The sequence below is a fragment of the Paenibacillus sp. EB106-04-04-XG159 genome (assembly GCF_058791835.1).
On sequence record NZ_JBYTDY010000021.1, the window covers coordinates 36,539 to 51,204 of the forward strand.

At 55.4% G+C, this 14,666-nt stretch carries 4 protein-coding genes; 2 read left to right on the top strand and 2 right to left on the bottom strand.

Going from position 1 to position 14,666, the window contains the following annotated elements:
- Positions 1–145: 145 nt before the first annotated feature.
- On the bottom strand, positions 146–8,956 hold the full coding sequence (locus AC3WTP_RS20310) for a fibronectin type III domain-containing protein (protein WP_492396456.1): 8,811 nt from the start codon (positions 8,954–8,956) through the stop codon (positions 146–148).
- Positions 8,957–9,131: 175 nt separating this feature from the next.
- Here AC3WTP_RS20310 and AC3WTP_RS20315 point away from each other — a divergent pair, with 175 nt between their 5' ends.
- Entirely contained in the window at positions 9,132–9,629 is a 498-nt protein-coding gene (locus tag AC3WTP_RS20315; RefSeq protein ID WP_492396457.1) for a hypothetical protein, read from the top strand.
- A gap of 317 nt (positions 9,630–9,946) precedes the next feature.
- On the opposite strand, the gene AC3WTP_RS20320 is transcribed toward AC3WTP_RS20315, so the two are convergent.
- On the bottom strand, positions 9,947–12,511 hold the full coding sequence (locus AC3WTP_RS20320; protein WP_492396458.1) for an adenosylcobalamin-dependent ribonucleoside-diphosphate reductase: 2,565 nt from the start codon (positions 12,509–12,511) through the stop codon (positions 9,947–9,949).
- Between the two features lie 344 nt (positions 12,512–12,855).
- On the opposite strand from AC3WTP_RS20320, the gene AC3WTP_RS20325 reads away from it, so the two are divergent.
- Positions 12,856–14,631 carry a DEAD/DEAH box helicase gene (locus AC3WTP_RS20325; RefSeq protein ID WP_492396459.1) on the top strand — a complete coding sequence of 592 codons (1,776 nt, stop codon included), beginning with the start codon at positions 12,856–12,858 and terminating at the stop codon, positions 14,629–14,631.
- The last annotated feature ends 35 nt before the right edge of the window (positions 14,632–14,666 follow it).

Sequence of the window (14,666 nt, forward strand, 5' to 3'; positions counted from 1 at the left end):
AGTTCATAATCGAGATGCACGCACGTTTATCATCCTTGATAAAAAAATGAGCTGGACAATTATTCATAATTGCCCAGCCCATTGATTATTTTTACAAATCGAATGAATATCTGCGGTTTACTCGAGACTTCCACTCTTTAGTCGCTTAAAAATCTTGCCCCGTACAAATGGTGAATTTCAGGTGAAATTCGGCTTTGCCGCCGGAGTTGTTGCCCCATTTCTCCCATTCTTGCGGTTTACGCCAGTTGAACTTCTTCAAGTTCTCCAGGTCCTTCTGCGCGGACTTGCGGTCGGACGGCTTCTCGCTGTCCCAATCGAAGCCCTCCTCGTCATCGAATGTGACCGGACCGAGATTGCCCTTCCCGACGAAGTCGGTGTTCGAGCAGATGCTGCCGCCCTTACTTAACGCGTTCAGGTCGTATACTTCCCCGAGCTCCAAGGAGGCGAACGGTCCGGCTGCGAAGGAGAAGCCTGCGTCGAATGTGAACGATTCGTTAGCCGGCAGCTCGGAGAACGGATCCGGATCGAGATTCAGCCCGCCGCCGGCGCCGAAGCCCATCTCGGAACAAACGCGCCAGCCTTGCGGCGACAGATGGTATGTCAGCCCGCCGCCGACACCGATGTAGAATCCGCCTCCCCAAGAGAACGTCCCGCCCGGGTCCCGCTGGGTGATCGGGTCGTTCTTCACGTATGCGTATAGGTTCGCTTGCCCTCCTTCGAAGCCGATCGGATCACGCGATGTCCATCGGCCCGCCGCAGGATCGTAATCCCGGAGGCCGAAACGCACGAGGCCCGTCTTCTTATCCTCGAGGCCGCCCGCGAAGCCGATCTCAAGCGCGATGTCCGGCGCGGAATCAGACAACAGTACACCGAAGCTGTCGTAGCGCAGCTGCTTTACTACGTTGCCCTCGCTGTCCAGCACGCGCTCCGGCGTACCGACCGCGTCCGTGATCACGTAATAACGCTGTTCGTTCCGCTCGATCGCGATCAGCAGTCCGGAGCCGTTATAGATATACGCCGTGACGATACCGGCCGGATCGATGGAATGCGTGAGCTGGTTGTAGTCGAGCGGATTTCCGTACAAATATTGCGTCGTACCCGCCGCGTCCGTCCTTGTCGTTCTTCGGCTAAGTGCGTCGTACGTATACGTCACGTGTTCGCCGTCCACGGTAGCCTCGAGCAGTTCACCCTTGGCCGCGAAGCGGAACGTATCGCTGCCGCGTCCGGACAGATGACCGTCCGCATCGTACGAATATGCGTCGTCGCCTACCTGCTGCAGGAGATCGTAGTCTCCGTACACGCTGATGAGATCCGGGCGTCCAGAAGCTTTGCGGTTGGTCATGTTCTTGTTCTCGTCATAATCGTATGACTCCGTCGTGACGCCTTCCTTGGCGCTCGTGCGGGTAACCATCTTCAGCTGGCCGTCTCCGTCATATTCATACGCATACGTCACCTTATCGTCCGGGGTCGTCACCGTGATCGACTCCAGCATACCGCGGTTGTCGAACACGGACTTCTTCCGGTACACTTCAACGCCGTCGAGCGTATAGACGTAGCCGTCGATACGGCCGCGCTCGTCGTACGTTACCGAAACACGCAGCGATTCATCGTTCATGGCGCTGAATCGCTTACCGGCCGCTTCGTACTTATACTGGAACGGACCGTACTGCGCCAGCGTGTCGTCCGGGTTGCGGACGATCGGGAGGTCGAAAGTCGCGGCGCCCGTCGCCGACGTCAGCGTCGCGTGGATGTTGGACAAGTTTGAACCGCTGTCGTAGCCGTAGTCGAACGACCCGTTCGCCGCGCCGGTAAACGTTATGCTGCCGAAACGCATGTCAGCGTTCGCGTACGTGAAGCCGAGCCCTTGCGTGCTTCCGGCGAGCGTCGTCGTGGCGTCATCCATCCGGCCTTGGTCGTCATAGCCGAACGTGCGCTGTATGTCTGGATCGTTGACGCCGATCACCGTGTTATCGGACGAATCGCGCACGTACTCGATGACGCGGCCGCTCTTCAGCGTCGTCCGATCCTTCAAGCCGCCAGCGGAATACAGCGTTGTCGATACCTGTTCGTTGCCGAGCAGCAGCCCTTCGTACAGGCCGTTCGCGGTGAAGCTTTGCCCATAGACGGTGCCGTCTGGCAAAATCACCTTCGCGGCGCGGCCGTTGTCGTCGAACTCGTTCCGGTATACCTTGCCTTCCGGCGTCGTGATACGGTCGAGGCGTCCGAGCCCGTCATAGCCATAACGTTTTATCTTGCCGACCGCGTCGGTGACCGTCTCCACGCGCCCTATTGCGTCGTACGTGTAGTCGAGGAACTCAGCTCCTTGCGCGACGCGTTTCACCCGACCCGCTTCGTCGTAGTCGTATACGGTCGGCGCGATGACGCCGTTACCTTCTTCTTCACGAACGAGGCGATCGTGCTCGTCGAACGTGTAGATGTACGACTCGCCGTCAATGCCCGTGTACTTCTTCTGCCGCGTCGCCGCGTCGTAGAAGCTGGAGCTCACGTCGCCATCCGTGTCGACGGTGGTCTTCGCCGTTTTCACGCTGAACAGATCCGCCGGATCGGCGAGCGTCGTTTCCCGCGTGATCTTCGTGATGGACGTCTTTCCCTCCGCCGTCACCAGCTTGATCTCGCTCGCGTACTGGACGGCCATGCCCCATTGCGGATCAGCCGCCATCTTCGTCGTGTTCGTCGAACCGTCGCCGTACGTCACCACGACGGTGCCGTCGGGCTTCGTTGTCGAGACAACCTTTTCCCCGGTCGGTTCGGTCGTCGTAAAGATCATTGTGCCGTCGACGTATCGCATCTCGTACGTCGTGACGCGGCCATCCGGGTCGGTGAACGTCACCCGATGGCCGTCCTCGAGCTCCGTGCGTACGAGCGTCTTTTCCCCGAGCTCCGGCGTAATAGCCTTCGTGAGGAAACCTTTATCATCATACTGATACGTCTTCTCGTTGTCCTCCGGATCGATGAACGATTCCATCAGACCCCGATCGTCGTACGTCATCTGGTACGTCTGCGTGATCGGATTCTCGACCGCTCGAAGTTCCCCGCCGACGACGGTCAGTTTCGTACGTGCCCCGTTCGGCGCGACGATCGCCGTCGGTGTACTTGTGACCGGATCTCGTTCGATAACGATCTCCTTGCCTAGCGCGTCCTTCAGGCCCACGAGGAGACCCTTGTCGTCGTACAGATACTCGACCATCAGCTTGCCGTTCGTACCGTTCAGCGTCTGCAAGTGGCGGCCCGTCGAGCCGTCGTACTTGTAGGCGATCGCTCCGGATGCCGCCGGTACGATGACGTCGCCCGGCGTTTGGTTTTTCTTCGCGACTCGGAACCATTTCTCACCTGTCCAGAAGTACATCGAGCCGTCCGGCTGCACTTTCATGCGGAAGTCGGCGTCGACGTTCAGAGCGTTCGGACCGCCGATCGCTTTGATCTTCTCGACCGTCTCCGGATCCCACGGCTGGATGACGCCTTCCGGCGTAATTGTGTAAATCCGGTTCAAATCGACGTCCGCAAAATACAGATAGCCGTTATCGTCGAGCTCGATATGGCGCGGGTTAAACGCTGCTTCCTTTGCGTCCATCCCGTTCACGATACTCGAGGGCATCTTCGTTTGGTGATAGTAGCCGTCGTTCGGAAAATTCGTGAAATTAAACGGTTTGTATTTGCCCGCTACATGCTTGATCGTGCCGTCCGGCGATACGGTGCGGATCGCCATATTCGTCCACATCGCGTTCCCGGAGACGCACGTTTTTCCCAGTTCCGGGTTCGTGCATACGACGCCGCCTTTCGCCGCGTAGATCGTGCCGTCCGGTGCCACCTCGAAGTTGTTGATCGCGCCAAAGTTCGACGTCGTGACGCTGCCGTCCAGCAGCCCACCGACGCGTAGCAGATTTTCACCGTAGTTTGTCGTCGACACGTAGTGGAACGTGGAGAAGATGCGCCGGTTCGTATCGATCCGAATGAGCTTCCATGTGCCGCTGTCGCCGTTGATCAGGAACAAGCTGCCGTCCGGTCCGACCTCGGCGTCGCTCTCGAATGTATGACCGAATTGCGCCTCGATGGCCGAAGAGCCGTCGGCGAATTCCGAATTGTCGCCGCCGCCCGCGAAATGCGTGAACGCCGTTTCTCCCGGCAGCTTCCGGAAGATGCGCGCGGAGTCAAGCGCGGCGAACATCGTACCGTCGGCGCCTACCGCAACGAGGCGGTAGTTGAAATAAGACTCGAAAGCCTTCTCCTTAAAGCCATTTGGCTTGATCCGATAAATGACGTATTTAATATTGTTATAAGGTCCTTCGCCGATGATGTAGTACATGTTGCCGTCTTCGCCGTACACCATCTGCTGCGCGAACACGCCTTGCGGACTCGTCAGCGTGCTCGGGATTAAAGACGTCCAATCCTCGACCGCGTACGTATCGAAATCCTTCAGGAACTGATGGTCTGTCAGCTTCCAGCCCGCAATGCCCATCTCCTGGAACACGTCCGTCGGGCTCTCCACGTAACCGTTCCACTCTTGCTTCACCGCAATCTCGTCACGGCCGCCCACGTATTCCGTATCGAGCGTGTTCGACACGCCCGCGCCGCCGTCGGCGATGTCGCCGCCCGGAATCCGTCCGAAGACGGACGTCTTGTCGCCGCTCGCGTAATCCTTACGCGCTGCTTCAATATCGTTCTTGTAAATGTACCGCACTTCCACGAAATATGGCTGCTTCCCGACGAGCGGACGGTCGAACGCATCCTTGCCGTCCCATACGATCTCGTACTTCTGGTATTTCTCGAGACCGAACGTCTGCGAGTATCGTTTGCCGGCGAGGAACACATCCAGCTCGATGCGCTTCAGGCCTGGAGGCAGATTGCGGTCGTCCGTCACCGGCACAACGATGCGATTTTTATCCGAGTAGCCGAGCGCGCGCTTGCTGTCGTACGTCAGATCGAACGGTGTGCCTGCGATCGGGATGAACTGGCCAAGCGACTGCTGCTCGCAGCCGATCAGGGAGCCCTCCTTACACTCGATCGGTTCGTCTTTCTTATCCGCCGTTTTCGGTGACAGCTTCTCCTCCAAGTTCTTGAACAGTTGCTCTTTCAGCTCCGGCGACACGTACGGCGGCTCAATGTAATCTTTCGGCAGCGCTGCGCGCACTTGGTTGAAGTCGAAGGTGGAAAAATGTTTCACCGGCACCCGCCAGAAGCTTTCCCCCGGACTGTAGAGGGTTGCCAGTTGCACCCGCTCCGCTTCCGGCAGGTCGAGCATCGTCAGCTTCTCCTCGCCATCCGGGAGATCATCTCCGTCGACATCGAGCGACGCTACGCCGTTCGCGACGTCGACGACTTTAATCACGACACCGTCCTCATACGCCTCCCAGCTGCCCGTTTCGAAGTTGTAATACCCGTTCGGTACGAGAATGCCCGCCGGATGGTTCAGGAAGTTATCCACATACACATAAACCGGTTTATTGAAAATGACCTGCTCCGCACCCGCGGCGATCGCTTCGTCTACCGAAAGCTCGACGGCGTACGTATATGCGACCATGTTCGTGAGCTGGGCCGGCATTGCTTCCTGCCCTAGCTCCCCGACCGTAAATTCGGTCGCGCGGACGGTAAGCTCGCGAAGCGGCTTCTGCGTGCCGTCCGGCAGCGCCATCGTCGCCGTCGTACCCGGTGCGAAGAGCAAGCTCGCTTGGCGCGTGCCGTCCTGATCCGTCACCGGATTCGCTTGCGCCAACTGATAGTCCGCCGCGTTGGCCGCTATCTCCGTCGACTTCGTATCGAGCGCCGTCATGACGGCGTCGGGGAGGAACGCAAAGCTTTCCGGATGCGTCTCCGACGACCGCTGGATCGTCGCGTAGCCCGGCTTCTCGTAATGCACCGTTAGCGTCGAACGGCTGTTGGACGCGATATCGAACCTGCCGTCCGCTCGGCTGTACGTACGGCCGACATCCGCCTGCGACAGGACGGTGATCTTCACTCCGGAGAGCGGCGCGCCTGCGGCGTCCGTCACGCGGCCGCGCAGCACCGTCGCTTGCTCCGCTTCGATTGCGCCCGGACGACCGCCTTGCTGAATCGGCGTCTCTCCTTCATAGAGGAAAGAGATCGTGTCGGCGAACGACGTGTAGCCCGTTGTCGGCAACACCGGCGCAACAGCGACAGGATCCGGCGGTATAAACGCAGCTTCCACCAGTTTCGCGATCGCCGTGTCGGACTTCGCCGACTCCTTGCCATTTGCGCTCACTGCGGTGACCGCGAATGTGTACGTGCTGCCGGGCGTCAGGCCCGTTGCCACGTACGCCGGGTTCGTGCCCGCGTTGATCGCGGGCAACCAGGCGGCGCCGCCGTTCTCGGAGACGTACACCTTATAGCCCGCCAATCGGGTATCCGTCGCCGCGTCCCAAGAAAGCGTGACGGTGCCGTCGCCCGGCTGTGCCTTCAATCCTTCCGGTATGACGAAGCCGGAATATTGCAGGACCGCCGGCTCGGACTTCGCCGATTCATTGTTGCTCGTATCGACCGCCGTCACTGCGAACGCGTATTGCTTCCCGGCCGTCAAAGACGGGAAGACGTAAGACGACGTGAGTCCGACGTCGATCGCGGGCTGCCACGTTGTCCCGTTATCCTCGGACACGTAGAGCTTATACTTCGCGACATCTTCGTCTGACGCCGGCGTCCACGAGACGGTAACGTCGCCTTCCACATCAACAGCAGTTACGTTGGTCGGAACGCCTGGCGCCGTCCGATCCGGACCGAACGGTTTCGCTGTGACCGGTGCGGAATGCGCCGACTCGTTGCCGGACGTGTCATACGCCGTCACCGTGAACGTATAAGTCGTATCGTTGGTCAGGCCTGAGGCTGTGTGCTGGTTGTAGCTGGCTATCGTGACGACCGGCTCCCTTCCGTTCTCAGACCGATACACGCGGAACCCCGCGAAATCGGTCATTGTCCCGTATTGGCTGCCATCCCACGTCAGGTCGACCTTCATGTCACCCGGCGTCGCGACGACCCCGATCGGCACGGGCGGCGGCGTCGTATCCGGTACGTACACCGGCGTCGCTTCTACGGCGCTCGATAACGCCGACTCGTTGCCATAGATGTCGACGGCGGAGATCTGGAACGTGTACGTCACGCCGTTCTCCAGAAACGTCTTCAGGTACGACGTCGCCTGCGTCGACGTCATGACGACCGGAGGCTGACCGTTCGAACCCATATAAATCTTATAGTTCGACAAGTCCCCTTCGATCGACGCGTTCCACGTCAGACCGACGTTGCCGTCGCCGGCCACGGCTTTCAACCCCGTCGGCGCGTCCGGTTTGTTCGCGTCTTGCCCGATGACCGGAATCGCTGTTTTTATGTTCGATTTCACGGACTCGTTGCCGTGAATATCCACGGAGACGACCGCGATCCAGTATTTCGTGTTCGGGGTCAGGCCTGCCAACGGATAAAAGGCAGCCGACCAGTTCGGTCCCGCCGTCCATGTTCCCCCCGCGTCGGATGAGTAATATACACGATAATAGGCGAGATCGCTTTCGTTCACTGGCTCCCAAAGCACGATCAGGCGGCCGTCCCCTTGCGGAATGATTTGTGTCAGCTTCGGTGCCGCGACCGTCCCGGCCGGAGGCACTTTAAACGGAGTTGCCCGCACCACTTCGGACCGTTCCGATTCGTTGCCGGCACCGTTGAACGCCGACACCGCGAATGCGTATGCCTTCCCGTTCGTCAGCCCCGTCACCGTATAAGACGCCTCATTCCCGACAGTTCCTGCCACTGTCCAGTTCACACCGTCCTCGCTCACGAATATGCGATAGCCTGCCGTATTTGCATCCGGAGAAGGCGACCATGTCAGTGTTACTTTTCCGTCGCCGGGCACGGCCGTCACGCCGGTTGGAACGGTCGGCGATTCGACCGGATCGGTCACAACAAAAGAGCCCGCATCTCCATTCCAGGCGTACTGTTTCCCCCATACCGGCTTGTAAATGCCGATCCGAACCGAATACTTACCCCGTTCGGCATGATCGGGCACCTTCCAGGACACCGCATAATCGGAAGCGATGCCTCCCTTGAGAACTTGGTGATCGAACACTTTCTGATGCACCTTCCCGCCTGCCGGACTGTACAGTTCAACGTTCACCAACGCATAGGACTCCGAAGACGCCTTCACGCTGGCTTTAATTTCGAGAAGACCGCCCGCTTCGACTTGCGCCGGCATCGCGACGGCAGACATCTCGTACGATTCGGCTTCCTGCGGCTTTTGCCCTTCGTTCGGAGCGTTTACCCGAATCCCCAGCAGGTTCGTTTCCTTGGCGTAGACTGTAGATCGGTCCGCACTCAATACCTCAACCCCGACCGCGTACTGCCCCGACAAAATATCTGCTGGAACGTTCCAGACGAGGGGGAACGTCGCCTCCTCGCCCGCGGCCATTCCAACGTTCTTAAACCGCTCCTGCGCAACGACGAACCCCTTTTCCGTGAATACGCTGACCTCGACGAAAGCGTCCTGCAGATTCGCCGTGCTCACCGCGCGCACCATCACTTCCACCGCATCGCTGGCGGTCGCGGGATTCGGCGTGGCGTTCGCCATAAAGCTGATTCCCTTCGCTTGCTCGCCTACGTGGATCGTCGCCGCGCCGGCATGCCACGCGAGCTTCGCAGCTCCAACGGCCTTAAAGACGCCAATGCTCACCGTGTACGTGCCTCCATCTTGCGTGACGGGTACGTCCCAGACGAAAGGAATCGTCAACGTCTCCCCCGCCGTTACCGCTTGATGATCCACGCGATTCTGATAAACCTTCCCGCCAGCGGCGTCGATGATTTCAAGCTCGACTCGGATGTTCTGGCTCTTCGACGCCGTCACAAATGCCTTCAGGCTCACCTGTTCGCCAGGACGCACGGCGCTCGGCGTCGCGATGACCGAGGTGATCGCATCCGGTGCCGCCGCCGTCGCCTCTAGCATCGGCATTACCGGCACTACGCTCGTAAACAACACACAAATTACTGTAAGGATTCTAACCCATCCGGTCAGCCCCTTACTTCTGCGCAACCTACGCAAATCCATTTCCGTTTCCCTCTCTCCAATAATAAGATGCTTCCGAATATTACCGTTTTTTATGAATTTCTATAGTGCTTGTTACAATTTGGGTAGGCTGCAAGACTCATCTTTTTCGAAGCGCAAAGTACGGTTTTCTTCTTTCTTAAATGATTCTAATCACCTAGGAGTGCCCTGTTACGGGCGGTCATGCGGTACAACACATCAAGGAGGAACTGCAGGGGTACAAGGACGAGCCGGCCATCAAGCTTGTGATGTTCACGGCGCGGCTACAGATAAAGAAAGGTTGGAAGGTCCGACGAACTTCGACGCTCAGTTCAAGGTCGGGGGGAGGAACGTTTTCGTAGAAGCTAATCTTACGTCCGACATCTCCGTCGATACGATGCATTGCGCGAACCGTAATCAGATCGCTCGCCGCATCGACGTGGGACTGTGGTCGATCTCGAATGACGTGGAGGAGTACTTCTTTGTGATGCTGACGCCAGAACGCTATCAGCAGGCTGTGGCTCGAGCGGTTTTACGCGGATTTACTGTTGTTCTAAAGCATGATTTTATTAAAAAACAAATACGTGATTCAAGGCGCTGACACGATCCAAAAGAAGCTGTCACCCATGTACAATGCCTATAATCGTTTCCGTTTGAAAATGTGTATCTTCCCCTCCCATCCTTCTCGTTACGACCTAGGTCCGTCACTTGGCCGCCTCCTCCACACTATGCTTCTGCCAAAACAAATATCCCTGACAACACGTCGTCAGGGATTGTACATTCATTTTACGTTTTCACCACCAAATGAAAATAAAACCCCTATAATATTCACGTCGCATAATTATGCAGTCACGATGAATATCGTAGGGGTTTTCATTTTAATCACAAAAATTGTATCTTATTGATTACTCTACTCGCTTAGCTACACTTGCTGTATCCGCAGTTCGCGCAAGTCTTGCATCCTTCCACGTTCAGGAGCGCTGCCGCGCCGCATGAAGGGCACAGGTCGCGCGATTGCACTTCGCCCTTCATCGCGATATTTTCAGGCGCGATGGCCGCTGCAATCGGCGCAGGCTCGATGATGTGATGATCGTGGCCGCCATGCTCAACGAGGTGAGTCTCAAGCGCCTTGGCTACAGCATCCGCGATGGATTCCACTCGGTTCGCGCCGAAGCCGATCGCGCCGGTGCCGCCAATACCCTTAAGGTGCTTGATCAAGAGCTCAACCTTGTTGCCATGATCGCCATAGCGCAGGAATAAGGAGCATACGCGGCCGAGCGCTTCCGCCATTGCAAATACATCAGAACCAGCCTTACCAACGTTCAGGAAGATCTCAGCTGGTGTGTGATCATAATCGTTAATCGTAATATATGCCATGCCGAATGGCGTATTGATCTTATAGGTTGCCCCGCGGAGCACTTGCGGACGGCGCATGTAGCTGCTGCCGTGGCCAGTCGCTGCCGGCACAGATGGAGCTGCTGGAGCTGGCGCAGCAGCAACTGCTGCTTCAGCCTTGCCTTGCTCTACTGCCTCTTCCTTCTTCTCGTCCTTGTTCTCTGTCGTCAACACTTGTACATCGCGGCTGCCGTCACGGTAGATCGTTACCCCTTTACAGCCAAGATCGAATGCCAGCTCATACAAGCGCTTCGTATCTTCAACTGTGAAGTCATTCGGACAGTTGGCTGTCTTCGAGATCGAGCTGTCAACCCAGCGTTGGATCGCAGCTTGCGCGCGGATATGATCCTCAGCGGACAAGCTCATCGCAGTCACGAAGTAATCCGGCAGCTCTTCACCTGGATGTGCGTCAAGCCATTCTTGCGCAATCGGCACAAACTGCTCATCGAAGCCTAGACGGCTCTGACGGTAGAACTTGAAGGCGAAGTAAGGCTCGATTCCTGTTGAAGTTCCAACCATCGTTCCTGTGGAACCTGTAGGCGCCTGTGTAATTACGGTTACGTTGCGAATACCTTGAGCGCGGATAGCTTCACCCACTTCAGGGTACGTCTCCACGATATTTTTCATAAAGCCGCTCTGCAGGAACTTCTCTCCGTCAAATGCCTTGAAGGAGCCCTTCTCAGCAGCGATCTCAGAAGATGCCAGATAAGATTCACGAGCGATAAAGCCATATAATTTATCAAGGAATTCTAATGATTCCGGGCTTCCGTATCGAATGTTAAGCTTAATCATCAATTCAGCAAGACCCATCGATCCGAGACCGACACGGCGTTCTGTTTGTTGATTTTGTTTATTTTCTTCAAAATGATATGGAGTCTTGTCGATTACATTATCCAAGAAGCGCACCGAGTAGCGCGTAACTTTCGCGAGTTCATCCCATGCCACATCATGATTCTCTTCATCATAGAACTTAGATAGATTAAGAGCGGACAGGTTACAAACGCCCCAGCCTGGAAGCCCTTGCTCACCGCACGGATTCGTGCAAATGATCGGGTTGAAGTACCAGCTGTTCGACATCTGATTGTAGTATTCCATAAACACTACGCCCGGCTCAGCCGATTTCCAAGCGGATTCAATAATGATATTCCAGATCTCGCGAGCTTTTACTGTACGATAATGGATAACTTCTTTACCCATCTGCTTCCACTTGTCGAGGTCGCCGTCCCACAGCTCATCGTACTCTGGATCTGTCGTATCCGGGAACACAAATTCCCAATCCAGATCTTCCTTCACAGCCTTCATAAAGGCGTTGCTGACGCACACAGACAAGTTCGCATTCGTTACTTGTCCCATCGTCTGCTTGACAGTGATGAAGTCCATCACGTCAGGATGCCAGTCATTCATCATCAGCATGAGCGCACCGCGTCTGCTGCCGCCCTGCTCGATTAAACCGGTCGTATAGCTGAACAACCCACCCCAGGATACAGCACCGCTGGAAGAGCCGTTTACACCCTTTACAATCGCTCTGCGTGGACGCAAAGAAGACAGGTTGATGCCAACGCCGCCGCCGCGAGCCATAATTTCAGTCATCTCAGACAAGGTCTCCATTATACCGCCGCGGCTATCCTTAGGTGAAGGAATAACGTAGCAGTTGAACAATGTCAACTCTTCGCTTGCTCCTGCGCCAGCAGCAATGCGGCCGCCAGGAACGAGCTTCCAGTCATCAAGCACATAGCGGAAATTCTCTGTCCATTCGAGCTGCTTCTCTGCGGTTGTTTCTACTGATGCCATCGCGGAGGCTAAGCGATCCCACATTTCTTCCGGGGTTTTCTCGATCGTAAGGGTCAATTTTTCAGTTGTGGACTGCACGATTTCGCCGTTGCGCAGCTTAACGGATACATTCCGTCCATTTCTTTCCACTACTTCCCCAACTTCCTTCGCAGGAAACTTCGGATCGTCTTTCGTCAATACCAGTACGACATCTCCAACCTTAGTATTGTTCGTATCCGCATCTTTCCAAGCGTAACGATCTAGAAATATTTTTTCGCTTAAACCTTCCAAACGTTGTTGTTTACGCACCGTTTTCAAAGAAAACAACCTCCCGATTCATCTATTTCAACAACTCGCACACTGTGTAGATTTAACACTAATGTATGTAAACACCACAATATATTGTGTGCGAAAATCATTTTACTATACTACATATAGAAACTCTAATGGTTAATCGTGTAATTTCATCGAAGAACTGCTCAAGATTCAGGTCAAGCTTTTATTTTCTCTATGAATCTCGTTATTTTAACACATTGGCAATTTGACACTTCGTTAGAATAGCTTCTCTGTTAGAAAGACCTGTGTTTAGCTGTGTATAGACCCGTCCAACATTCCCCAAACTACAAATACACTGTACAACCATGTGGAGGGAGGTCTGAAACATGAATTATAACACAACTAACAATTTTACTGATGAGCGCATCCCCTTCCAATTTGACCGCAGTTGGCTTGAAGAGATGCAAGCCCGTATTGACCGCAATGGCCCGTGGGACGATTGGACATTGTTCCAGCTCGCATATGAAGCGGAGCAAGCCAAAGTCATTCACCGTTTCGACGAATTGCAGTGCTTAACCCATCTCAGCCAAGTAGAGCCTCTTCCTCATCAAATAGATACCGCACAGAAGGTTCTGCATGAGATGCGCGGACGCGCGATATTGGCGGATGAGGTCGGCCTTGGCAAAACGATAGAAGCAGGCCTCGTCGTCAAGGAATATATGATCCGCGGGCTCGTCAAACGCGCGCTTATTCTCGTTCCGGCTTCTCTTGTGCTTCAATGGGTACGTGAGCTGAATCATAAATTCGGCATCCCCGCCATCGCACAGAAGAAGGCATACCAGTGGCAGTCAGACATCGTGGTAGCCTCTATGGATACGGCAAAGCGCGAACCACACCGCTCCATCCTGCTCGAGCAGGAGTACGACATGCTAATTATTGACGAAGCTCACAAATTAAAAAATCGCAAGACGACTAACTACCAATTCATTACTCAGCTGCGGAAAAAGTACTGCTTGCTGCTCACCGCCACACCTGTACAGAACGACATGAATGAGCTGTACAATCTTATCACCCTGCTCAAGCCTGGGCAGCTTGGCGGACAAGGAGAATTCAGCGCCAACTTCGTAGCGGAGAAACGCGTGCCCAAGAATGAATCCGACCTGCAGCATGAGCTGTCCAAGATCATGATCCGCAATCGGCGCGGAGAAGGCGGTGTTCAGTTTACCAAGCGCATCGTGAAAAATATTCCGTTAACGCTGTCGCCGGAGGAACAAGCCTTATACCAAGGTGTAACTTCCTTCATCCGCGACCAGTATCGAACGGGCGGCGCGGATGTAGGCAGCGCCTTCTCACTCATTACGCTGCAGCGTGAAGTGTGCTCCAGCCGAGATGCTGTATTTCTCACACTCGTCAACCTATCGAAGAAGCTGCCCGAGGATTCGCCTATCCGCGATCGGATCTGGGATCTGGTTGACTTGATCAAGAGCATCACGGCGAATACGAAAGCGGAAGCCGCGATCGAGCTGGTCCGCGATATGAACGAGAAAGTGATTCTATTTACCGAGTATCGCGCGACACAAGAGTATCTGCTGCAATATTTTCGCAAGCATGGTCTCATTGCGGTTCCCTATCGCGGCGGTATGAATCGCGGCAAGAAGGATTGGATGATGGACCTGTTCCGCGGACGCGCTCAAGTGATGATCGCTACAGAAGCCGGCGGTGAAGGCATCAATCTTCAATTCTGCCACCATATGATAAACTTCGATCTGCCGTGGAATCCGATGCGAGTAGAACAGCGTATAGGACGCGTTCACCGGCTCGGTCAGACCCAAGACGTCAAGATCTACAACTTGTCTACGCAAGGAACAATCGAAGAACATATTCTAAATCTGCTTCACGAAAAAATCAATATGTTTGAAATGGTAATTGGTAGATTGGATATGATTCTGGAGCGATTCGAGCAGCAGAACAGCTTCGAGAAGAGCCTTTCCCGCATCCTGCTCGAAGCGGATAACGAGGACGATATTCAGGCTCAGCTGCACTCGCTGGGACATTCCTTGAATTCGATACGGACTGAGCTTCATGAAGAGGTGAATGCGGAAGGGGACGACAACGCCCTGCAAGCGTTAATTAACCGATTTGGAACTCAAGCAGAAGCTTAACCGATACGACAGGGCCAACAGCCGCAATGATGAGG

What these genes read in the sequence shown, in the direction of transcription:
- AC3WTP_RS20310 (WP_492396456.1), bottom strand. Translation starts at nt 8,956, where the DNA reads ATGCCGATGCTAGAGGCGACGGCGGCGGCACCGGATGCGATCACCTCG.
- AC3WTP_RS20325 (WP_492396459.1), top strand. Translation starts at nt 12,856, where the DNA reads ATGAATTATAACACAACTAACAATTTTACTGATGAGCGCATCCCCTTC.